Origin of the sequence: Paenibacillus alvei DSM 29, assembly GCF_000293805.1 — a bacterium.
GTDB classification, from domain to species: Bacteria; Bacillota; Bacilli; order Paenibacillales; family Paenibacillaceae; genus Paenibacillus_B; species Paenibacillus_B alvei.
This window is the reverse complement of sequence record NZ_AMBZ01000001.1, coordinates 1291872-1314986: the sequence shown is the minus strand read 5'-3', so window position 1 is coordinate 1314986 and position 23115 is coordinate 1291872. Positions and strand designations below refer to the sequence as shown.

The following is a 23115-nucleotide window of genomic DNA, read 5'->3' as shown; positions in this document are numbered from 1 at the left end:
AGAAATGCAAAGAGAGGCTGCCCGGCATTCTTCCGGGCGAGCCTCCTTATCATTCGTTAAAAAGACTATAGAGCGGATCGCCATTAAGTCTTACGCTTTGCCCTCGGTACGTGCCAGTTCCTTGCGTACGAGCGGCGCAACCTTGGTTCCGAGCAGTTCAATCGAACGCAGGATATCACGGTGAGGGATTGAACCGACGTCACAGTGTAAGAAGAAGCGCGTCACACCCAGGTTGCGGCGGAGCAGTACGATTTTTTCAGCGACGTGCTCTGGATCGCCAACATATAAGCAACCACGCAATTTGGAGTCTTCATCGAAGGTTGCGCGTGTGTACTGAGCTCCCCAGCCACGCTCACGTCCGATCTTGTTCATCATGGCTTGTGTTCCCGGGAACAGCAGCTCGGCTGCCTTCTCTGCAGAATCAGCTACAATCCCGTGCGAGTGAGTGGCAATTTGCAGCTTGTTTACATCGTGTCCAGCCTTAGCGGCAGATCTCTTATAGAGCTGGACAAGCGGCGCAAAGCGCTCCGGCATGCCTCCTATGATCGCATAAACAACCGGCAATCCAAGTGTACCGGCCCGGACAGATGATTCCGCGTTGCCGCCGGTGGCAATCCAGACGGGAAGAGGGTTCTGGACAGCTCGAGGGTACACACCAAGATTATCAATGGCTGCGCGATGGCGGCTTCCACGCCAGCTTATCTTCTCCGATTCCCGGATAGCGAGCAGAAGCTCCAGCTTCTCTTCATACAATTGTTCGTAATCATTCAGGCTGTACCCAAACAACGGGAAGGATTCGACAAATGAGCCGCGGCCTGCCATAATCTCAGCACGTCCATTCGAGATGGCGTCCAGTGTAGCATACTGCTGATAAACGCGTACCGGATCGTCTGAGGACAGGACAGTAACGGCGCTGGTCAGCCGAATATGCTTCGTCTGGGCTGCCGCTGCCGCCAGAATGACTGCAGGGGCCGAAGCAGCATACTCATACCGATGATGTTCGCCAATGCCATAGACATCTAGTCCAACTTGATCGGCGAGTACCATCTCTTCAACTGCTCGCTGTAGTCGCTCGGTATGACTGATGCGCTCACCGGTCACCGGATCCGTCGACGCTTCCAAAAAAGTGCTGATTCCAATTTCCAGATCAACAACCGGTTTATCGGTCATCGTGTTCGCCTCCTTTATTCATATGATACTATATAATATAAAGTAACATAACTTTTATTAGTTTCAAAGGAACAATAATTATCCTTCCCACTATCAAACGCTAAATTCATCTTGCCCGTCAGCCTGCGTTCCAATCCAATTATGAGAAAAAGGTGCAAAGCGGAGAACAATTAACTCCACGCAAATACGTTCGCAAAATGATGGATTGCAGGCTAAACTAAATTCGAACCTTTGCTCATGTCTGCAGCTAATTCGATGATTCAGGCATTGTATAAGTTGATATCGTTGGGGTTAAGCAGGGATAATGATACGGACAGATAATAGATCTGTCACATGATCGCACAGAATGACAGGATAGCAAGGGGCAGCCTTGATATTCTGTACTCAGAGAGGAGCTATTGCGAATGGAATGGCTAAATCGAATGATGTCGGCGCTTGACTTAATCGAAGCGAAAATGGAGGAGCCTTTGGATATGGCGGAACTTGCGAAGGCGGCGTATTCCTCTCCGTATCACTTTCAGCGAATGTTCTATATGCTGACAGGTATGACCGTGGCCGAGTACGTACGGAAAAGGCGCTTAACCTTGGCGGCTCAAGAGTTAGCCATGAGTGGTTCTAAAGTGATCGACGTCGCGATGAAGTATTGCTACGATTCGCCAGAATCGTTCTCTAAGGCGTTCCGCAAGCTGCACGGCATCTCGCCCTCTGAGGCTCGAAATTCGGGTGTTCAGCTGAAGGCCTTTCCTCGTATTTCCTTTCACCTATCACTGAAGGGAGACAAAGAAATGGAATATAGAATTGTACAGAGAAAGTCGTTCACCGTTGTAGGGAAATCGATCCAGACGACCACGAAAGAGGGAGAGAATTTGATCGAGATTCCGAAGTTTTGGCGCGATAGTCACGCGGATGGAACCGTCGCAAAAGTTGCTGCATTGGGCAAAAATCAAGATACTCTAGGCATGTGCTATGGCGCGCAGCAGGGTGGGGAGGTCTTTCACTATGCAATTGCAGTAGAGACCGATTGGACGGAATCAGACAGTGAGTTTGAATGTATTCAAGTTCCAGCTGCGACGTGGGCCGTATTTACCTCGATTGGTCCAATGCCTGGAGCCATTTCAAGAAGTATGGAATCGCATCTATCAGGAGTGGTTCCCTGCTACAGATTATGAGCAAGCCGAAATTCCAGATTTCGAACTGTATCCTCCAGGGGATCCATGGTCGGACGACTACCGCTGTGAGGTATGGATTCCGGTAGTGAAAAAATAAAAGTGATTCAATATCTACTAATCTCCTCGTCAAAAAATATGACGGCAAAGTGAAACTCGACTGGGTCGGCGAATAGATTCTTTTATCAAAAAGGCATCTCGTTCTAGAGATGTCTTTTTGTATTCCACTTTTGCAAGACGTTAGACCCTAAAATTCAAATTCAGAAGTCATTTTTCTTTCTTGTTGACTAAATTCATTTTATTTTATATAATTATCTCGAATTAGAGATACTTTAACCCAAGATAAAGTGTAGTCATCCAAGTAGCTGCTCTTCATATTTGTATAAATGTGAAACACGCAGGATACATTAATTGGGGATCGATGAAAAAGTATCGAAAATGATGTATTCAATTCAATTACAATGTTTTCACAAGATAATCGATATTGAAGGATATTCGAATTTAGGAGGAAAAAACGATGACAAAAGATTTCTACACTGCGCTTAAAGAAAGACGTACTTACTACGGAATCAATAAAGAGGTACAAGTATCAGATGAAAGAATTAAAGAAATCGTAGAATTTGCAGTGAAACACACTCCGTCAGCTTTCAATTCGCAATCTTCACGTTTGGTTGTATTGTCTGGTGAGGCACATAATAAATTATGGGACATTACGACGGCAGCATTGAGAAAAGTAGTTGGTGATGGAGACTTTTCAGGAACACAACAAAAAATGGATTCCTTCAAAGCAGGTTATGGTACCGTATTATTCTTTGAAGATGAGGCTGTAGTGAAATCACTTCAAGAACAATTTACTGCATATGCTGACAACTTCCCAATTTGGTCAAACCAAGCATCAGCTATGCACCAATTAGTAGTGTGGACAGGATTGGAAGCAGAGGGGTTAGGAGCATCTTTACAGCATTACAATCCACTAATTGATGATGAAGTGAAAAAAGAATGGAATATCCCTGACAATTGGAAGCTTATTGCACAAATGCCATTTGGTAATCCAACAGCCACACCAGGCGACAAAGAATTTAAACCGTTAGAAGATCGTGTAATGTTTCATAAGTAATTAACTACTATGTAAACGGAACGTTCATTAAAATAAGGAATCCATTTTGAATTTGTCTTTATTCAAAATGGGTTCTTTTTTTGTGCCAACAAGTAATTTTCATCAACTTTTTGACATGCTCAGGACTTCGGTATGTTCATTTTTTCTTACAAGTAGCCGTTATAAGTAATATAGTAAATAATTGGACGGGTAAACTTTTTTGAACCCATTATAGTCTAATCGTTAGCTATACATAAAGAAACGTTGAGAGAGAGGAGAAGTTATGAAGTCAGTATTTGAATTAAGAAAAGGACGCATCGGTATGGGGTGGCTCGTCGTTTGTTCGATGATTATCTCGGCATTATCATACCCAACAAGTATACAAGCTCTGAGCAATGCGGTGTCGGCAACATACGGCAATCAGACTGGTTCCGTTCAGGATTTTGCGAGATATGACGTGGATCCGTCCACATCAGTCACTTTAGGTGCGGGTTCCTCTAAGGCGATAAAGGTATACGGATACAACTCTAATGGGAAAAAAGTATCGCTCGGAACGAAGGTTCAATGGCGGTCAGGCAACGAGCAAGTTGTGAAAATGAGCGGGGCAACGATCAAGGGCGTTGCGGAAGGCAGCACGATCGTTACAGGCGTGTACGGTTCGCAAAGGTTCGATATTTCCGTACAGGTTACCGCTACGGTTAAAAAGCTAATCGTAACCCCAGCGAAGATGGCGCTGTCTCCCGGGAAGTCTGCGACTTTTTCCGTTCAAGCGGTCTTTGCAGGCGGGAGTACAAGAGATGTTACTTCACTGGTAACGGCGAAAGCATCAGGCCAAGGCATTGAGGTTCGCAACGGTGTCGTAACAGCGGTGGGACAGCCAAAAGGAAGCGCCAGTGTAAAGCTGTATTACGGGGGCAAAGGGACAACCCTTCCCGTTGCTCTGCAGGAGAACATGGTAAACATCGATGTTCAACCTTCGTCTATCGTAATGGGAGCGGGAACGACGAAGCCTATCAAAGTCATCGGCACTTTGTCGAGCGGCAAAAAAGTGTCGCTTTCAGGAAAGGTAGCGTGGAAATCCGGCAATGATCAAGTTGCAAAGGCGACGGTTTCGGGTGTAAAAGCAATTGCAGAAGGCACGACGAGAATCGTTGGTGTGTACGGTGATCGCACTTTTGAAATTCCGGTTCAAGTCACGCCTAAATTGAAGAAGCTGACGGTTGTGCCATCTGCGACGAAGCTTGCTCCGAATCACACGACAAGCTATCGAGTACAGGCGATCTACAGCAGCGGCAACACGTCTGATGTAACTTCACTTGCTCAGTCGAAGTCAAATGGCAAGGCAACCGCGAGTTATGGTACGATCACCGCAGTCAGCAAAGGGAAGTCCGTCATTACTTTTTCATACGGCGGCAAAAAGGTATCACTGCGCATCACGATAGAGTAGCATGAACAATTGATGCTAGGTGAAGAAAAGGTATTCGTTTTACTCTCCATTTCATTAATATTGAGAATATGATGTGAAGACCGAGGGCTGTCTATAGTAGTTCATCTACTATGGACAGTCCTTTTTGTGATCATTAGTTCCCGTGTTGAGGTATACCAATCCCTGAAACTATGTAAACTCGTTTGATTTTCATATTTTCAGTAACCAAAGGGACAACCTCTGAATATAGTAATCTCAGAAAGGCAAGAGGAGGTGATACTCATGGCAGTATTTCAAATCGCTTCTATCTTGGGAATTAATCTCGCAGAGGCCCAGAAGGTGCTGGAAGAGATCCTGAATGGCGTTGTGCCGCCAATTCTTGAGCCTGTCAAAGATCTGATTCTGTTTCTTGTAAACGCAGGCTTAAGCAACATTGCCGTTGTATTGTAAGGGCATTTTCAGGCTCTACGATATGAAGCGCATCCGTTATCGGGTGCGCTTCTTTTTGCTGGGACGACCGATTATATAGCTAGCTTAGCTGCAGTTTTATCTAACACGCATTCACGTATTTCTACATATGATGTACTTGGTTGGAACAATGGAAGAGGAAGGGGGGTTAAGTGCGAACATTCTGGAAGAAGATTTGGCAAGAAGAGAAGACGCTAATCCGAGCCTCGGCAATATGGTTCTCCGTAGGCATTGCACTCAGTCTATTCATTGGAAATCAGATTCATTTGGAAGCAAATCTGCTGACTGGTTTTCACTATGAATGGTACCAAATTGCGGCGAACAATATCGGTGCAGGGCTTCTCGTTGCAGCCAGCGGGATTCTATTATCCGTTCCTTCCGTTCTTCTTACGCTATTCAATGGTTTTATGTTAGGCTATCTTGTCATGCTGTCTGCCTCTCATTATTCTGCGGCGGCAATTATTGCGGCGTTGGCCCCTCACGGGATCTTCGAGCTTCCGGCGATCATATTAGCTTGTACCATAGGATTGAAGCCCTTTAACTGGCTCCTTCGATACGTAAGAACCAAGCAATCGGTTGATTGGAAGCAGGAAGGGTTGAGGATTGCGTGGCTGCTGGGCCTAATGATCTCATTGTTTATTGTTGCAAGCTTGATCGAGACGTATGTATCTCCCGTCACCATGAGTTGGCTGCAATAATGACGTACGAAATTGATCACAATTGCCTGCATTATAATAAGGAGTTCGTTCGAAAGTTCGCTTGGCGGTAATGAAAAAAGTGTAAATAGTGATAGCGGCATAACAAGGTTCATTGCTCCTTGTTATGCCGCTATTCGTTTGGGCGCTGGATTCTGTTTCTAATCCGTTATGAGAAAACCTATTTCTTTGAGCGCCTCGCACACTTCATCCAATCGCTCTTCGCTTGGTGAGGTCAATGTATGCAAGTGTACGCCGTTCGTCAGCTCAGAGATGAAGGCTGCTCCGCTGCTGCGAATATTTCGCATGAAGTCATATACCTCTTTGCGGGTGTTTACACGGATTTGTGCTGAAATTTGTCCGTATATAGGATGTTCTACAATAACATCCTGAACACTCACGCCATAATCGACAATGAGCAGCAATTCTTCTTCACTCTGCTGCGGCGTATGCTGAACCGCAATCACCCGCTCATACAACGCGGCGTTATCCTTTTTGTCATGATCCATATATACGTACCCTTGGCTGGTCGCGAGAATAGGCTCATTACGCGCTTTAAGCAAGGTCATATCCTGTACGATCACTTGGCGTGACACCTTGGCTCGTTGGGCCAGTTCGGTTCCCGTTAGCGGGGAGGAGGACTTCAGCCAATCCAGCAATTTGGCTCGTCGCTCGTCGCCTGTCAGCTTCGTGTTATTCGCCAATCGGCTTCGCTCCTTTCAAGGATGCAAGCAATGTCAGCATGCGATCCAAATGTTCGATCGTCGTGGATCTGCCGAAGGAAATGCGGATGAACCGGAGCGCGTCTTCCTTACTTAACCCAATAGCCGCAAGGGAAGGCGAATGCTCATGATGGCCTGCTGCACAGGCCGTTCCAGTAGAAATGCAGATTCCGATCCTGTTACATTCTAGCATAACATATTGGCCCTCCATTCCGTCAAAGAGACACCCGGCGATATGGGGGACAATGTCTACGTTCTTCTCACTCATTACACAGACCAACGGAATATGGAGATGCTCTGCCTGCGTGAACAGATAGCTGCGAAGCGAGCGGAAGTGTGCCGTCCGTTGCGCCAGTTCCTCCACGCAAAGTTCAGCCGCTGTAATAAAGGCGCCGATACCGGGAACATTGACTGTGCCCGCACGGAAGCCGCGTTCATGACGGGTTCCTGGAAGGATGGGCTGCCAAGGAACATGTGGATGAAGATAGGCTGCTCCCACACCTTTAGGGCCATGTACTTTATGACTGGATAGTGAGCAAGCATCCACCCCAAGCTTCCGGATATCAATCGGAAGCTTGCCGAAGGTTTGAACCATGTCGCTGTGCAGAAAGATGCCTCGGGTGCTGAGAAGAGGCGATAGCTCGGCCAGCGGCTGAACAATCCCCGTTTCGGAGTTGGCGTGCTGGATGGATACCAAGCCTGTGTCCGATTCCAAGGACGCTTCAAGAATTTCCTTCGTAATGATGCCTCTTTCATTTGGCTCAATGAGGGTCACACGGTACCCTAGCCGTTCTAGATATGGAATGGCGTTGCGAATAGAGGCATGCTCCATTGTCGTTGTGATCAGATGTTTCTTGCAATCTGGCAAGCCGTTCAGGATCGATTGAAGGGATAGTAGGTTCGATTCTGATCCTCCGCTTGTAAAATATACCCCCTCAGTAACACCGCCGATCATGTTCGCCAGCTTCTCACGGCAATATTCCAATATATATGCTGCATGGCCGCCAGCATCATGAAGACTAGAGCTGTTGCCGTACACTTCGCGGTTCAATTCGTTAAGCATGCGAATTGCACGTTCATCCATAGGCGCGGCAGCAGCGTAATCCAAGTAGATCAACGTATTGATTCCCCTTTTATATGCAAATCCTTGCTTGCAAACTGATTGAGCTTATTGTAAGGTGGTATCAGATTCACTGTCAATACAGGTGTAAAGACACATGTAAAAGTATGAACGTTATCATTGTAAATGTCCTTAGTACGTAATCCAATAAATAAAGAAGTGAAGAGCTATGAAAATCGTAGACCAATCTGTCATTGTAGTTGGATCAGGAGCAGCGGCATTGTCTCTCGCATCCTCGTTGCCTGCGCATATCAAGGTAACCGTATTAACAAAGGAAAAGGTGCTAGCCAGCAATTCATTCCTTGCGCAAGGGGGAATAGCGACTTCCTATCTGCCAGATGATTCGGAGCTCAGTCATATCACAGATACGCTTACGGCTGGAGCAGGGCATAACGACTTGGACATGGTGAAGACTGTCATTCAAGAAGGCAAGAAGATCATGATGGAGCTAGTGGACGAACAGTTCCCTTTTGACCGTGATCACCATGGCAAGCTGATGCTTGGGCGTGAAGGAGCTCATCGTGCAAATCGGATTTTCCATGCTGGCGGTGATGCTTCTGGCCGAAGGCTGGTGGAGTATTTGCTGCGGGAGCTGCCTAGTCATATTCAGTTCCGTGAATTTGTTACGGTTGTGGATGTGCTGGTGGAGAATGGACGTTGCCAAGGTGTTGTGCTCATAGACAAGGAGGGGCAGATCGCAACGCTGTATGCCGATCAAGTCGTGCTGGCAACAGGCGGCTGCGGCAGTCTCTATTGTCATCACAGCAATCATCAGGTTGTAACCGGGGATGGATTAATGCTGGCTTATCGTGCTGGAGCTGCCTTAACAGATCTCGAATTTATGCAGTTTCATCCGACGCTTCTCGTGAAGGATGGGCGCAGCTATGGGCTCGTGTCTGAAGCGGTGCGCGGCGAAGGGGGCGTGCTGATTGACGAACATGGACGCCGGATTATGAAGGGCCGACATGAACTAGAGGATCTGGCTCCGCGCGATGTGGTTGCTCGGGTAATTTATGAAAAAATGCAGCTTGGGCATCACGTATCTATTGATATTCAGGCATGCAATGATTTTCGAAGTCGGTTTCCTAGCATTACCCGTCTATGTGAAGAGGCAGGAATTGATCTAGAGGAACAGCGCATTCCAGTTGCGCCGGGCATGCACTTTCTAATGGGTGGCATTCAAGTTGATGCATGGGGAGAGAGCGCGGTTCGCGGACTGTTTGCAATTGGAGAAGCGGGATGCAACGGACTGCATGGGGCGAATCGTTTGGCAAGCAATTCGCTATTGGAAGCACTGGTTTCAGGCCGTAGAGCAGCACGAAGGATCAGTGAGATGGGGGGACAGGGATCAGAAGCAAGCGAAGCGGGAACTAGAACTGGAGCAACCGAGGTTGGTGCAGCTAGAGCAGATACAGCAGATGCAGCAGCCGAAGCAGATGGCGCAGCTACAACAACAGCAGTTGAAGCAGATAGCGCAGCTACAACAACAGCAGTTGAAGCAGATAGCGTAGCTACAACAACAGCAACCGAATTCGTCGAAACGGCTGGTGGCGAGGTGACATCTCAACTGATATCCATTCAGGTTCCGGAGATGACGCTTGCTGAGCTTCAACGCAGGATGACCGCAGCAGTAGCGATTGAACGGAATCAGGATCAATTGCGAAACATGAAGCAGTGGCTGGAAAATATGCCGTCACAGGCAATCAAAGTGCAAAAAATCACAAGGGATCAGCTGGAGTTAACAAACCTATGGCAGTTGGCTCGCCTTGTTACGAAATCAGCCCTGCTGCGGGAGGAAAGTCGTGGTGCTCATTTCCGAAGCGACTTCCCAGAACGGGATGATAGACGATGGGGCAGCAAGCAGATTGTGCATTCCCAATCAGGAACCCAAATCATTGTAAATGAAAGGATCATGCCATCATGGAACGTTTTCAGTTGAGAAGGCTGCTGGAGTCCTTCTATGCAGAGGATATCGGCAGCGGGGATCAGACTTCATCTTTCCTATTTGGCGGTGAACAGTGTGAAGCTGTCATTCGCAGCAAAGCAACAGGCTTGCTCGCAGGATCAGAAATCATTACGGAAGGCTTCCGATTGATGTCGGATGACATTCAAGTGTCCTTGAAGAAGCAGGATGGCGATTCGTTGTCTGACGGAGAAGCGATAGCAGTTATGAGAGGGCCCGCTGCCGCACTATTGACCGGAGAACGGGTTGTGTTGAACCTGCTTCAGCGGATGTCGGCTATTGCGACACAGACACATAAGGCGATCCAACTGCTTGATGACGAGCATACCCGAATCTGTGATACGCGCAAGACAATGCCGGGCCTGCGGATGCTGGATAAATATGCGGTTCGCATAGGCGGGGGCTACAATCATCGCTTCGGATTGTATGACGGCATTATGATCAAGGACAATCACATCGCGGCCTGCGGCTCGATCACGGAAGCAATCAAGCGGGCGCGTTCATGTGCGGGACATATGATTCGAATTGAAGTGGAAATTGAATCGGAAAAGCAACTGCTGGAGGCCGTTGCCGCAGAGGCGGACGTCATCATGTTCGACAATCGCTCACCGGAAGAGGTGAAGCATTTTGCATCATTAACGCCATCAAGCATCGTTACCGAGGCATCTGGCGGGATAACACTGCACACACTTCCGCAGTTCCGAGGAACCGGCGTGGATTATATTTCGCTCGGATTTTTAACACATTCTGTATCCAACTTGGACATCAGCATGAATGTTGAGCTTGGATAAGTAATCAGGAGGAGGAGAGAGACAATGTCTATTTTAGACGCACTACTTGTTGGATCTGCAATGATGCCAGAACGCTATAAGCAGTTGGGCGTGGAAGAAATGGAGCGTCGGGTGCGTGACATTAAGCTGAAATTCGGCTCCAGACTGTTAATTCCGGGTCATCATTATCAAAAGGATGAAGTCATTCAGTTTGCGGATATTACTGGCGATTCGCTGCAACTGGCTCAGCAGATAACCGATGCCGAGTACATCGTATTTTGCGGCGTACACTTTATGGCGGAAACGGCTGACATGCTGTCGGCCCCGAGCCAGACGGTTGTCCTGCCGGATATGCGTGCTGGATGCTCGATGGCTGATATGGCTAACATGCAGCAAACGGAAGCGGCATGGGAGCGTCTGCAAGCGATTTATGGAGATACCATTATTCCGTTGACTTATGTCAATTCCTCGGCTGAGATTAAGGCATTTGTCGGACGCCATGGCGGCGCGACAGTGACCTCGTCCAATGCCAAGGGAGTGCTGGAATGGGCCTTCAAGCAGAAGGAGCGCATTCTTTTTCTGCCCGATCAGCATCTTGGCCGCAATACGGCCTATGAGCTAGGCATTCCACTTCACGATATGGCGGTGTGGGATCCAGAGGGCAATGAACTGGTAACGGATCGTGAGGATGTCCAGGGCATTCAGGTCATTTTGTGGAAGGGGCATTGCTCGGTTCATGAGAAGTTCACGGTAGACAATATTCGCAGCATCCGGGAGCGGGACTCAGAGGTGCAGATTATTGTGCATCCCGAATGCTCACGCGAAGTCGTCGAGCTGTCCGATTATGCGGGATCGACAAAGTACATTATTGATACGATCAATGCAGCGGCATCCGGTACGAAGTGGGCTATTGGCACGGAAATGAATCTGGTGAACCGCATCATTCATACTCACTCTGATAAGCAGATTGAATCGCTCAATCCGCATATGTGTCCATGTTTGACGATGAACCGGATCGACCTGCCTCATTTGCTCTGGTCGCTGGAGCAAATTGAAACGGGCAAGCCGGTAGGCGTCATTACGGTGCCAGACTCAATTAAGGTCGATGCCATCAAGGCACTGGATCGAATGCTGCACATTCAGTAAGAACTTTCTTGACAGAACTGCATACAAATGTAATAGTTAAGGGAATGGATATATTTGCCTATCTATTTCGAATGAAAGGGCGATGCAGAGTGAGGCGCGTTCATCATTGTTACTGGGATAAGCAATTTCATAGGTCGCCCTTTTTGAACAAGAGGCTGTGTGGAAGATAAGAACTTCCGCACAGCCTCTTTCTTTTGGTAAAGCAAGAAAGGAGAGGGATGGTTTTGGCGGTTAAACATTTGCATCAAGAGGAGCATACAGGGCCTATTACGCTGGATGGAGGACAATTGACGCTTCGCCAACTGGTTGCGATTGCCTATGATTATGCACCAGTTGTGCTTGCTGCTGACGCGGTACAGCGTGTCGTGCGCTGCCGGGACATGGTCGAGGAATTCGTCGATGCGAATAAAGTGGTGTACGGAGTTACGACCGGGTTCGGCAAGTTCAGCGATGTCATGATCTCACCGGAGGACTCTGCCGAGCTGCAGGCTAACTTAATTCGCAGCCATGCCTGTGCGGTAGGCTCTTCTTTGCCAGAGTCGACGGTACGCGCGATTATGCTGCTGCGGGCAAATGCCTTGTCCAAAGGTTTTTCGGGCATTCGTCTGGAAACGCTTCAATTGCTTGTCGACTGCCTGAATCGGGGCGTGCATCCGGTTATTCCCGAACAAGGCTCGTTAGGCGCTAGCGGGGATTTGGCTCCGCTGTCACACTTGGCGCTTGTGCTCATGGGAGAAGGCGAGGCCGTCTATAACGGGACACGCCTGTCAGGCCATGAGGCATTGGCATCGGCAGGCTTGAAGCCGGTTCAGTTGCAAGCCAAGGAAGGATTGTCACTCATCAATGGGACACAGATTATGACGGCAATCGGAGCACTGACTTATGTGCAAGCACTGCGGCTTGCCAAGACGGCGGATGCCGTTGCTGCCCTTACGGTGGAATGCCTGCATGGAATTACGGATGCCTTCGCGGATGAACTTCAGCGAGTCCGGCCTTATCCGGAGCAGATTGGCGTTGCAGCTAATTTGCGAACATTGCTGGAAGGCAGCCAATTGACGACGAGGCAAGGTGATATTCGTGTGCAGGATGCCTATTCCGTGCGCTGCCTGCCTCAGGTTCATGGCGCATCGCGTCAGGTGCTTGCCTATGTGGAAGATAAGCTGAACGTCGAGATGAATGCGGCAACAGACAATCCGCTCTTATTTTTAGAAGAGGGAACGGTCATCTCCGGGGGCAATTTCCATGGGCAGCCGATGGCGTTTGCAATGGATTTCTTAAAAATCGGCATGAGCGAGTTGGCCAATATTGCGGAGCGTCGCACGGAGCGGCTTGTCAATCCAGCATTATCCGGCGGTCTTCCGGCATTTTTAAGCCATCAGCCGGGAATAGCGTCCGGCATGATGATTCCGCAGTACGTCAGCGCCTCGCTCGTCTCTGAGAACAAGGTGCTGGCTCATCCAGCGAGTGTGGACTCGATTCCGTCCTCTGCCAATCAGGAGGATCATGTATCCATGGGTACGACAGCCGCACGGCATGCAGCCCAAGTCGTAGAAAATGCAGCCAAGGTGCTGGCGATTGAACTGATTTGCGCGGCGGAAGCCGCTGAATTCAGAGGGGCTGATAAGCTGGCACCAGCGACGCGTTCACTATTCGACTTGGTGCGCAAAATCGTACCTCCGGTAATGATAGACCGCTCACTTGGCAAGGAAATTGAAGCAGTAGCATCCGCACTTAGCAAGGGTGATTTCCTGCATGCTGCAGAGAACATAACCGGACCATTATATTAATCTGCTTAATTATAAAAATGGTTTCATATGAAAAGGAGGCGTAACAAGATGAATCAAGTGAAGAGAAGCGTTTGTGCACCACGCGGCAAGGAGCTGACATGCAAAGGATGGGTTCAGGAAGCGGCCATGCGCATGCTGATGAACAATTTGGATCCAGAGGTAGCAGAACGGCCAGAGGATTTGGTTGTCTATGGCGGAATTGGCAAAGCGGCCCGCAATTGGCCTTCCTATGAAGCTATTGTCCGCGAACTGCAGCGGCTGGAGAGCGATGAAACACTGCTTATCCAATCCGGTAAGCCGGTAGGTGTATTTCGCACCCATGAGCGGGCACCGCGCGTGCTTTTGTCCAACTCAGTGCTTGTGCCGAACTGGGCGAATTGGGAACATTTCCGTGAGCTCGAACGCAAAGGGCTGATGATGTACGGCCAGATGACTGCTGGCAGCTGGATTTATATTGGGACGCAGGGCATTCTCCAAGGCACATATGAAACGTTTGCGGAAGCGGCCCGCCAGCATGCGGGGGGTTCGCTGAGCGGCACGCTGACATTAACGGCTGGCCTGGGCGGCATGGGCGGCGCTCAGCCTCTCGCTGTAACGATGAATGATGGTGTTGTCATCGCAGTCGAGGCAGATCGTTCTCGGATTGAGCGCCGCATTGTAACGCGCTACTGCGATGTGCTTGTTGAAAATGTAGATGAGGCGCTGGAGCTTGCTCGGCATGCAATTGATGAGAAAAGATCGTTATCGATTGGGCTGCTTGGCAATGCGGCTGAGATCTTTCCCGAATTCGTCCGCCGCGGCATCAAGCCTGACTTCGTAACTGACCAGACGTCTGCTCATGATCCATTGAACGGATATATTCCTGCTGGATACAGCTTGGAGGAAGCGGCAGCTTTGCGTACCCGCGATCCGAAGCATTATATCGAGCTGGCCAAGGCCAGCATGGCAGTTCACGTTCAGGCGATGCTTGATCTGCAGAAGCAGGGGGCTGTCGTGTTCGATTACGGCAATAACATACGGCAAGTTGCCTTCGACCAAGGCGTGCAAGATGCGTTTGCATTCCCGGGCTTTGTTCCCGCCTATATTCGTCCGCTGTTCTGCGAGGGCAAGGGGCCGTTCCGTTGGGCTGCCTTATCGGGCGATCCAGAGGACATCCGCAAGACAGACGAACTCGTATTGAAGCTATTCCCGGAAAATGATCATTTGCGCCGCTGGATTACGATGGCGCAGGAGAGAATAGCTTTTCAAGGTTTGCCGGCCCGCATTTGCTGGCTTGGCTATGGGGAACGCGCCAAGTTCGGCCTTGCGATCAATGAGATGGTCAAATCTGGCGAGTTGAGCGCTCCGATCGTGATTGGCCGCGATCATCTTGACTGCGGCTCAGTCGCATCTCCGAACCGCGAGACGGAAGGCATGAAGGACGGCTCCGATGCAGTAGGCGATTGGGCGATTTTGAATGCACTCATCAATACTTCGGCAGGGGCTTCTTGGGTATCTGTGCATCACGGCGGGGGCGTCGGCATGGGGTATTCCCTGCATGCCGGCATGGTTGTCGTTGCCGACGGGACGGAGGAAGCGGCGGAACGGCTGCGCTGCGTTTTGACAACCGATCCGGGCATGGGTGTCATTCGCCACGTAGATGCAGGGTATGATGAAGCGGTTGCGACTGCGGATCTGCACGGAATCAGCATTCCAATGCGCCAGCAGTCTTAATATACACATACATGTCAATGTCGAACATGCTGCACAACGAGGGAGGTTGCTTTCTTTGAAAAAACGGATTTGCTGCTAACGGGAATCGGATGCTTATACACGCCAGAAGGCAGGGTGCCGAAGTGCGGAGAAGAAATGGGCCGCGTTCGTCAAATACAAGATGCGGCTGTTGCCATTGACCAGGGACGAATCGTAATGGTTGGGCAGAAGGATGAAGTGATGGCAGCTTTAACAGCTGAAGAAGCAATGATTAAGGAAACGCTTGATGTGGGCGGCCGCATTATGACACCGGGGCTGGTCGATCCTCATACTCATCTCGTCCATGGAGGATCGCGCGAGCATGAGCTGGCGATGAAGCGCTCGGGCGTGCCGTATTTGGATATTTTGGCGCAAGGAGGCGGAATTTTAAGCACCGTCAAATCGACGCGGCAATGGAGCGAACAAGAACTGTACGACAAGGCGCATCGAAGCTTGGATGAAATGCTGCTTCAGGGCGTAACGACGATTGAGGCGAAGAGCGGCTATGGCTTATCTCTGGATGCGGAGCTGAAGCAACTGCGTGTAGCGCGTCGGCTGCAGGAGAACCATTCCGTAGACGTTGTATCCACCTTCATGGGAGCGCATGCCATTCCGGCAGAGTACAAGGGTCGAACAAATGATTTTGTAGACATAATTATTCGAGATATGCTTCCAACGGTCGCGTCAGAAGGACTGGCGGAATTTTGCGATATTTTCTGCGAAGAAGGCGTATTCGATGTGGAGCAGTCGCGTCGAGTTTTATTGGAAGGCAAGCGCTATGGACTTATTCCGAAAATTCATGCGGATGAAATTGTAGCATTAGGCGGTTCTGAGCTAGCCCAAGAGGTGGGAGCGATCTCAGCAGAGCATCTGGTAATGACAACCGATCAAGGATTATCCAGTCTGGCCGCAGGTAATGTGATTCCGGTCTTGCTTCCGGGAACGACCTTCAATCTTGGTCTGGACCAGCATGCCCGTGCCCGCGACATGATCGACAAGTTCCGGCTGCCTGTCGCTCTTTCAACCGATTACAATCCGGGCTCATGCCCGACGGAATCGATCCAACTCATCATCATGCTGGCATCCTTGAATTTGAAAATGCAGCCTGAAGAGATTCTGACGGCATGCACGTTGAATGCAGCCGCTGCGATCGGACGTGCAGCAGACATCGGCTCTATCGAAGTCGGCAAGCGGGCGGACTTGACCATTTTCGATGCGCCGAATCTAGCTTACTTGCCATATCACTTCGGCATTAACCACACGTTTGGTGTGATCAAGAACGGAACGCAGGTTGTATGGAACCGTACTTTGAAGACGAAAGCAGTGCAAGGTGAAGGTGTACGATAAACGATAACTTCTCTTATTTGCGCATAGATTACATCAAGGCCCGCCGTATCATTTATGCTGAGCTTTTTGAGCGGAATGGCGGAGCACACGCAACAAAAAATCCCCCTCATTGAGGGGGATTGTCATATTCAAATAAGAGGAGCCGGCTATCAACCTGCGGCCCATACATCCAATTCAATTTTTAATTCAGGAAGACCCAATCCAGCCACATAGGCGATCGTCATGGAAGGAGGGGTAGCGCCGAATACGTTATTCCACTCCGCATCGAAATGATTCCAGTCGATTTCTTCCGTCGCCCAAATATTCACTTTCACGACATGATCAGGCGTCAACTTCTGAGAAGCAAGGATGGCAACAATGTTGCTCATCGTGTTCGTGACTTGTTCGTTGAAGTCAGTGGGAATGTGATTGCTTGGATCGATTCCAATTTGACCAGAAAAAACATACAGTTCTGAATTTCTGCTAATTTTGGTTACATGGCTGTACTCTCCAACCGGCTTTGCAATCGATTCAGGATTATATCTGGAAACGATAGAATTGGTTTGTGTCATTAATCATATCTCCTTTTAAATGGTTTTCGTTCATTTCCTTCAAAATGGACAGACGTATCCCGTCCCCATGAATTCTAGAAGAAAACAGCAGTAGAATACCCGATACCGAAGGATAGGTTTTTCAAAGCTCTCTTTTTCATCAGGTATTCACTCCTTCCCATTTAAAAGTTAATCATTTGATGTAAAACACCTAAATTATAGCATTAAATTTCCTCCAATACTAGGGAATTTCACTTGGGGAAATAACAGACTTTTGAATTGATATCGAAGAAGAAAACAGTAGCATATATCGCTTCGATTATTTTTATGATGGTTACTATAGGGAGGGATTTGCATGAACCAATTTGCCAACATAAGCCTTGAGGAACGAGAAGCTTTGTTCACTTCGTTCACGGCCAGGTATGAAGCATTTAAGCAGCAAAAGCTTTCATTAGACATGTCGAGGGGCAAGCCTTGCTCTGAACAACTGGATTTATCGAATGAACTGTTTTTTCCATTGACGAAGGAAGCGTATTTTGATGGAAATACAGATCTGCGGAATTACGGCGGACTTGATGGGCTTCCGGATATGAAAAGGTGGTTTGCCGAGCTGCTGCAGGTTGCGACGAATGAGGTCATTGTCGGCGGCAATTCAAGCCTAAACATGATGTACGATACGATAAGCAGAGCCATGCTGTTCGGTGTATGCGGCAGTGATCGGCCATGGGGGAAGCTGCCTCGAATTGCGTTTATATGCCCGAGTCCTGGTTATGACCGGCATTTTGCGATATGTGAGACTCTCGGTATCGAAATGATTCCAGTCGATATAAATCAGGACGGTCCCGACATGGATCGAGTTGAGGAGCTTGTTAGACAAGACGATGCGATAAAAGGAATCTGGTGCGTTCCGAAATACAGCAACCCGGAAGGGATTACGTATTCAGATAAGGTTGTCCATAGACTGGCTACCATGACCACAAAGGCAAATGATTTCCGCATTTTCTGGGACAATGCCTATATCATTCATCATTTAACGGATACGCCCGATCAGCTTCAAGATATTCTGTCTGCCTGTAAGTCTAGCGGGAACCCTGATCGTGTCTTCATGTATTGCTCGACCTCCAAGATTACATTCCCAGGCGCCGGCGTGGCCGCAATGGCTGCGAGTCTCACGAATATCAATCATATGAAAAAGCAAATGGCCGCACAGACCATTGGTCCAGACAAAATCAATCAGCTCCGGCATCTTCAATTTCTGCAAAATACAGAAAAAACGATGCAGCTTATGCAGCGGCATGCGGCGATTCTAAGACCGAAGTTTGAAAAAACGCTAACCATTTTCGATGCTGAACTGGGCGGTTTGGATATTGCCACATGGAGCAAGCCCAACGGCGGTTACTTTATCAGCTTACATACGTTGGACGGCTGCGCTGATCGTGTTGTCGCTTTAGCTGCTGAAGCAGGCGTTATCTTAACGAAAGCGGGCGCCACATTCCCTTATGGGAAGGATCCGCGGGATCGTAATATTCGAATTGCGCCTTCATTCCCGACCATACAAGAGCTTGAACTGGCAATCACGATCGTATGCCTATGTATCAAGATAGCAACGATTGAGAAGTTGAACAATATGAATGCCAAGACCGCTAGACAATAGTGTATTGGTGGGTGCTGTTCATGCTTGCAGTGGTAAGCTTTAAGAAGAAAATGAAGGGATAAGTATAGGGGTTCAGCAGTATGCCCGCCTTCCTTTACCTATTCTAACTCAGCGAAGGGGTCGAAAAATCTCTCGCTAGAATGCATATTCGCCGTGTCCTACAAGGATTCGTGTCATAAGGTATAGGAGGGAGGGGAACAAGAATGGAAGCATATTATAATTGCTTGCACTGTATGAACAAGAAAGTTCGTATTCTGACGGTGGATCGCAAGGAATATCGAGGGACGATAGTCAAGGTAGATTATCAAAATGTCTATTTGCGTCCCGAAGCGAATTATGGAGGAGTGAGAACATCTGGCTTCTTTCCTTTCTTTAATAACGAAATTTTAACGCTGAGCTTGTTCACACTGCTTGCTATCGCATTGATATGACTGACGTTCACTAAGAAGATATTACAAAGGAGCTGCATTTTAGCAGCTCCTTGTATGTTATTTCGCAGTGTATTCATTTACATCAAACCAATAGCGTTGCATTAAATTTCAGACCTAATTACAAATTCTAAATTGTACTAAAAATGTTAAATTATCGACGTCCATTCAAAGAAAAAATCTCCATAATTAGGGGAGCAGGTAGTCCTGTCCAAATCCCTAATCATAGGAGATCGTACATGGACAAGGATACACTACTTTCATCATTTGGTAAATGGGTCGCACCACTAAATGCACAAATCATTTCAGATTGGACGGATAAAACCGGCGAAGATAAGTACGTTAAAAAGCTGCATTCACTGGCCTATCTCTTGATCTTTATGGATGCACAGCTGCAGCAGCGAGACTGTTTACGAACTATCGTTACTGAATTGCAGTGTAACGAAGCGTTCCAGAAAGAACTTGGAATTACGTCCATAAGCACCTCACAGCTATCAAGGAAAAACAACAAGCTTTCCAGTGAGGTTTTGCAAAGCATATTTGCGGATCTGGTCTTGAAAATCAGCGAGCACAGCCGTCCTGCTTCAGGGCGAATCGGCACAGTAAAATTGCTAGATTCCACGACGATGAGCCTATGTTTAAGTAAATACAAATGGGCAACGTACCGAAAAACAAAATCCGGTGTCAAACTTCATTTGCGAGTAACCTTTTGCGATCCGGACACGGTTTATCCAGAAAAGGCAGTGCTTACACCTGCGAAGCCTGCGGATCGTACTCAAATGGATGCTCTTATTGATGAAACCGGAGCCACCTATGTGTTCGATCGCGGCTATGTCGATTACAAGAAGTATGATCATTACTGCAGGGAAGGCATTTTTTTCGTAACTCGTTTGAAGAACAACGCGGTCGTGGAGACGCTCTCCGAATTTCCAGTAGCCGAAAACTCCTTGATCCATCGGGATCAAATGGTTCGAATCGGTAAAGGAAAGAAACAGATGGAAGAGGCATTGCGACTTGTAGAAACGACCGATTTAAAGGGTAAGCTGATCCGCATCATTAGCAATCGCTTTGATTTAACAGCAGAAGAGATCAGTGAGCTGTATCGCAATCGTTGGAAGATAGAAACATTCTTCCGTTGGGTTAAACAGCATCTGAAGCTGACGCGTTTCTATGGAGAGCAAGAGAACGCGGTATGGAATCAGATCCTCATTTGTTTGATCGCATATAGCCTTCAGCTCTTGATGAAAATGGAGCTTGGTACAACGAAGAGCTTATTAGATCTACATCGACTACTTATCTCAATGCTGTATCAGCCCTGGGAAACGTTCAGAGAAGCTGTTTTTCGGAAGCCTGCTCGCACTTCCAAAGGTCGGCAGAAAGTCGTAAAGACCTAAGATTCAGGAAAATAGTTCCTTGAAATGATAGATATTACCAAATGGGCGCGGCTACTTGCTTTCATAGAACCCTTAACTTTTTGGCTTATATGAAAGCAAGAAAACTGTAAATTATTTTATCTGCAACAATATCTTTCCTTTAATATTTGCAGTGGGATTCTTTTATGCAACGCTATTGATCTATGATAGAAAAACAGAAAGAAAGATCAAAAAAGAACTCGAAGGGAATAAAAATATAAAAACGATTTACGATATGATAATCCGGCCGGGAATGAATATTCAAATCAGTATCCCGGTAGTATGGGATGATTTCAATAATGATGATGGAAACTGGGACGGAGGTTCGTACGACCAAAGTAATGGTTTAAATAATGGAAGATGTTACAAGATAGATCCGAATAAAAGTGTGTCCTGCGATATGGGTGAAATTACCTTAGAAGCAAATTCTAAATATCTTATTATCATGGATGTCAAAGGAAACGGTACGGGTAAGGCCACTGTTGAATTTGGCGGAACAACACGTGAATTTGATATTTCTAACGGATACAAAAGGCAAAAGATGATGTTTGAAATATTCGAATTTCCAGATGATTTTGGAAGCCTCACGATTTCAACGAATAGTACGGTATATATTGATAATTTTTCAATTGTAAAGGTAGGAACTGCATGGGATAAATTGAAAGAGGAAAACAAAGAGTTCTCCAAAATCAATGATCAAAAGGATTTTTATTTTGCATCTACCGATTTAACACAATATATTACCAATTATAAGGATGAAGCATTTATAAAAAAATGGGATGTTAATTCCAAACAAGACTTTAAGCTGGTCTATCATGTGTATAGGGGAGCCTTTTACATTTATGACATACCGGCAAAGAAAGTTCTGACATGGGACAGAAGAAATCAGAAATTAATATTTATGAGTGATTTGGGTGTACGATATCAGCTTTGGTTTTTACAAAAATCAGGAAACAATGGGTATAACATTGTAAGCGCCGCAGATAGAAGTAAAGTATTGGCTTATGACATTTCAAAACCAGATTTAACACCACTACAAATTGCGACATTAGACGAAGCAAAAGCTAATCAATATTTTGTGTTATCGCCCGTAAAGTAATAGTCTTTAGCTTCAAATCGAAAGATCGAAGTTGGTTTTCATGGACAAACTTCTCCTTTATGGCGGGTTTGTCCTTCCATTATAGCCGATATCAGCTAACATGAATAAAATAAGATATGGTGGAATGACTCATGGAAAAAAAACCTCTGAATTTCAAGAAAGATGAACGTAAAGCCGAAGCATGGAGTAAGAAGCGTTATTCGGCTTGGATTAAGACACTACCACAAAATCGACAGGAAGCACTCGAGGCATTTAAAAGATCATCAAAAGAAATAAATAGAAAATTGAATGAAGTTCGCGGAAATATTGATGAAATAACCGATGAACAATTAAAAAAGCAAATAAAAGATATGAACATCATGATTAAACAACCCGTTAATCTATTAAAGGAAAGACAAATCATTTATACCCATTTTGATCCCAAAGATTTAGGTTATTCCAATGAATTGCAAATGTTGGTTGGAAGCCAGAGCAGACAGTTAGATCGCGGGAAAATTAAAACTGTCGTAAATGAGTATAAATATGGCAACTTGACCGATTTAAAAACAGGAAATTTAACACTTTCCGGGGGAGAATCAGGACAATACTATGTAGCGGAGTTAGAGCTGCCGAAAGGCACCTATGTAGGCCATTTTGAAGATGGACAAACGGTATTGCCAACGGATTATGCGATAGAAATCACGAATAACATGTTTAGTAGACCGAAGGTTATTAGAGAAAATGGAAAAGAACTTATTAAAGTAAACGCAAGATTAATCAAAAAAGAGAAAATTGAAAGCAAAATACGAGTTACGGAAACTACCTTGACTAAATTATTCAAGAATGGTTCTTTTGTTGTCAAATTAGATATTGGCGGGGGATTTGAATCCTATGCAATAGATCATGCGAAAGAAGCCATTTCTACTTTAATCAAACAATTACCATCAAAGTTATTAAATGATGCTATTGATTATTTAGATTCGATAACATTTACGGATGTGAAACTTAATAATAATGATGGAACATTAGGTTATCATGATTCGATGAATGTGTTTGTAAGAGTGAAACACGAAATATTGATTCAAAAATTAGATCCAATTGTTAATCAGTCTGCCGTGTTATTACACGAAATGGGCCATGTAGTGGATTCAATGTTATTGAATGATACTTCAAAAAATAGAAAATTTATTGATATTTATAATGAAGAAAAAGATAATCTGACGAGTTTAGTGACACACAACAATTATGGCAGGGAAGACTCGGTAGAATTTTTTGCGGAAATATTCAAGGCAATGTACTCCACAGATCCGAAGCAACAAGATGCTGTTAAAAAAGAAGCACCTAAAGCTATTGATTATATAAATACTAAAATAAAGGAATATATAGAGGATAATTAAGTAAAAGAA

General features: G+C 46.7%; 19 protein-coding genes and 1 pseudogene. 16 read left to right on the top strand and 4 right to left on the bottom strand.

Features of this window, described 5'->3' with window-relative positions:
- Positions 1 to 90: 90 nt before the first annotated feature.
- Positions 91 to 1170: an Atu2307/SP_0267 family LLM class monooxygenase gene (locus PAV_RS06050; protein ID WP_005544358.1), complete on the bottom strand. Its 1080-nt coding sequence runs from the start codon at positions 1168 to 1170 to the stop codon at positions 91 to 93.
- 404 nt (positions 1171 to 1574) lie between these two features.
- On the opposite strand from PAV_RS06050, the pseudogene PAV_RS06045 reads away from it, so the two are divergent.
- The 5 genes and pseudogenes from PAV_RS06045 (at position 1575) to PAV_RS06030 (ending at position 6024) form a co-directional block, all read left to right on the top strand.
- Positions 1575 to 2436: pseudogene (locus tag PAV_RS06045) on the top strand (AraC family transcriptional regulator).
- Between the two features lie 417 nt (positions 2437 to 2853).
- Positions 2854 to 3453 (top strand): nitroreductase family protein, encoded by a 600-nt coding sequence (locus PAV_RS06040; RefSeq protein ID WP_005544356.1) that lies wholly within the window; start codon positions 2854 to 2856, stop codon positions 3451 to 3453.
- Positions 3454 to 3715: 262 nt separating this feature from the next.
- On the top strand, positions 3716 to 4879 hold the full coding sequence (locus PAV_RS06035; RefSeq protein WP_005544355.1) for a hypothetical protein: 1164 nt from the start codon (positions 3716 to 3718) through the stop codon (positions 4877 to 4879).
- A gap of 261 nt (positions 4880 to 5140) precedes the next feature.
- A complete protein-coding gene (locus tag PAV_RS35230; protein ID WP_005544354.1) occupies positions 5141 to 5308 on the top strand; it encodes a hypothetical protein in 168 nt (55 codons plus the stop codon).
- 170 nt (positions 5309 to 5478) lie between these two features.
- A complete protein-coding gene (locus tag PAV_RS06030) occupies positions 5479 to 6024 on the top strand; it encodes a stage II sporulation protein M (RefSeq protein WP_005544353.1) in 546 nt (181 codons plus the stop codon).
- A gap of 158 nt (positions 6025 to 6182) precedes the next feature.
- Here PAV_RS06030 and PAV_RS06025 read toward each other — a convergent pair whose 3' ends face one another.
- A complete protein-coding gene (locus tag PAV_RS06025; protein ID WP_005544352.1) occupies positions 6183 to 6725 on the bottom strand; it encodes a transcription repressor NadR in 543 nt (180 codons plus the stop codon).
- The gene (locus tag PAV_RS06020; protein WP_005544351.1) at positions 6715 to 7860 is read right to left on the bottom strand and encodes an IscS subfamily cysteine desulfurase; all 1146 of its coding nucleotides are present in this window, start codon (positions 7858 to 7860) and stop codon (positions 6715 to 6717) included. Before PAV_RS06020 ends, PAV_RS06025 begins: the two co-directional genes overlap by 11 nt.
- A 172-nt stretch (positions 7861 to 8032) precedes the next feature.
- Between PAV_RS06020 and nadB the strand changes: the two genes are divergently transcribed.
- From nadB to hutI, 6 genes are all read left to right on the top strand, one after another.
- Complete coding sequence (nadB, locus tag PAV_RS06015; RefSeq protein ID WP_005544350.1) at positions 8033 to 9802, top strand: L-aspartate oxidase; 1770 nt, start codon at positions 8033 to 8035, stop codon at positions 9800 to 9802.
- On the top strand, positions 9784 to 10617 hold the full coding sequence (nadC, locus tag PAV_RS06010; protein ID WP_005544349.1) for a carboxylating nicotinate-nucleotide diphosphorylase: 834 nt from the start codon (positions 9784 to 9786) through the stop codon (positions 10615 to 10617). Before nadB ends, nadC begins: the two co-directional genes overlap by 19 nt.
- Before the next feature lie 24 nt (positions 10618 to 10641).
- Positions 10642 to 11742: a quinolinate synthase NadA gene (gene nadA / locus PAV_RS06005; protein WP_005544348.1), complete on the top strand. Its 1101-nt coding sequence runs from the start codon at positions 10642 to 10644 to the stop codon at positions 11740 to 11742.
- A 224-nt stretch (positions 11743 to 11966) separates the two neighbouring features.
- On the top strand, positions 11967 to 13529 hold the full coding sequence (gene hutH / locus PAV_RS06000; protein ID WP_005544347.1) for a histidine ammonia-lyase: 1563 nt from the start codon (positions 11967 to 11969) through the stop codon (positions 13527 to 13529).
- A gap of 48 nt (positions 13530 to 13577) precedes the next feature.
- Positions 13578 to 15242 (top strand): urocanate hydratase, encoded by a 1665-nt coding sequence (gene hutU / locus PAV_RS05995; protein WP_005544346.1) that lies wholly within the window; start codon positions 13578 to 13580, stop codon positions 15240 to 15242.
- Positions 15243 to 15356: 114 nt separating this feature from the next.
- On the top strand, positions 15357 to 16607 hold the full coding sequence (hutI, locus tag PAV_RS05990; RefSeq protein WP_238555749.1) for an imidazolonepropionase: 1251 nt from the start codon (positions 15357 to 15359) through the stop codon (positions 16605 to 16607).
- Positions 16608 to 16756: 149 nt separating this feature from the next.
- Here the strand turns inward: hutI and PAV_RS05985 are convergent, their stop codons facing one another.
- Complete coding sequence (locus tag PAV_RS05985; protein ID WP_005544344.1) at positions 16757 to 17158, bottom strand: RidA family protein; 402 nt, start codon at positions 17156 to 17158, stop codon at positions 16757 to 16759.
- Positions 17159 to 17492: 334 nt separating this feature from the next.
- On the opposite strand from PAV_RS05985, the gene PAV_RS05980 reads away from it, so the two are divergent.
- The 5 genes from PAV_RS05980 (at position 17493) to PAV_RS05960 (ending at position 23106) form a co-directional block, all read left to right on the top strand.
- On the top strand, positions 17493 to 18791 hold the full coding sequence (locus PAV_RS05980; protein WP_005544343.1) for an aspartate aminotransferase type Ic: 1299 nt from the start codon (positions 17493 to 17495) through the stop codon (positions 18789 to 18791).
- 203 nt (positions 18792 to 18994) lie between these two features.
- Entirely contained in the window at positions 18995 to 19222 is a 228-nt protein-coding gene (locus tag PAV_RS05975) for a hypothetical protein (RefSeq protein ID WP_005544342.1), read from the top strand.
- 236 nt (positions 19223 to 19458) lie between these two features.
- Positions 19459 to 20613 carry an IS4 family transposase gene (locus PAV_RS05970; protein WP_005543483.1) on the top strand — a complete coding sequence of 385 codons (1155 nt, stop codon included), beginning with the start codon at positions 19459 to 19461 and terminating at the stop codon, positions 20611 to 20613.
- A 175-nt stretch (positions 20614 to 20788) separates the two neighbouring features.
- On the top strand, positions 20789 to 21730 hold the full coding sequence (locus PAV_RS05965; RefSeq protein WP_040735011.1) for a hypothetical protein: 942 nt from the start codon (positions 20789 to 20791) through the stop codon (positions 21728 to 21730).
- A gap of 131 nt (positions 21731 to 21861) precedes the next feature.
- Positions 21862 to 23106 carry an anthrax toxin lethal factor-related metalloendopeptidase gene (locus tag PAV_RS05960; RefSeq protein ID WP_005544340.1) on the top strand — a complete coding sequence of 415 codons (1245 nt, stop codon included), beginning with the start codon at positions 21862 to 21864 and terminating at the stop codon, positions 23104 to 23106.
- Positions 23107 to 23115: the final 9 nt, after the last annotated feature.